Annotated in this window: 1 protein-coding gene; it reads left to right on the top strand. The window is 56.1% G+C overall.

Features of this window, described 5'->3' with window-relative positions; genetic code table 11:
* Positions 1 to 666 (top strand): IS3 family transposase (locus tag NX784_RS28735; RefSeq protein ID WP_258820086.1); only part of this gene is annotated, 666 nt, incomplete at its 5' end.
* Positions 667 to 676: the final 10 nt, after the last annotated feature.

Below are 676 nucleotides of genomic sequence, written 5' to 3'. Positions count from 1 at the left end.
GGACGAGACGGCTTGTTCGAGGCCTTGCGTCGTGCCCACATGCTGATTCGGCCAAAGCGCTGCTACCGCAAAACGACGGACTCGAAGCATTGGCTGTACAAGCATCCCAACCTCTTGAAGGATCGCGCAAAGCCAACGATGGCCGAGCAGGTATGGGTAGCTGACATCACTTACATCGACACTGCACAGACGATCGGATATCTTAGCCTGATCACGGACGCCTACTCGCGCCGCATTGTAGGCCATCATCTGCATGCGAGCCTACATACCGACGGCGTACTGGTAGCGCTGCGCATGGCGCTTCGACAGCGCAAGACTGAACGCGACCTGGTGCATCATTCCGACCGCGGCATCCAGTATTGTGCGCGGCCATATCAGCAGCTACACGAACGATATGGCATTGCATGCTCCATGACCGATGGCTATGACTGCTATCAGAATGCCCTGGCTGAACGCGTCAACGGTATCCTGAAGAATGAGCTACTCACCGCAACGCCGGCAGACCTTGAGCAAGCCGCGACCATGATCGACCAGGCTGTCCATATCTATAACCATCAGCGGCCGCACCTGGCCCTGGAATACAAAACGCCCGATGCAGTACACCGGGCGTCTGTAGAGTCCGATTTACGGGTAACGAAAAAGGCAGTTACCCGTCAACCTATTTAAGGACGAGACA

It is taken from the genome of Massilia pinisoli, from assembly GCF_024753285.1.
Classification (GTDB): domain Bacteria; phylum Pseudomonadota; class Gammaproteobacteria; order Burkholderiales; family Burkholderiaceae_D; genus Telluria; species Telluria pinisoli.
Note: the sequence above shows the minus strand (reverse complement) of the source record. Positions and strands in the feature narration are given on the sequence as shown.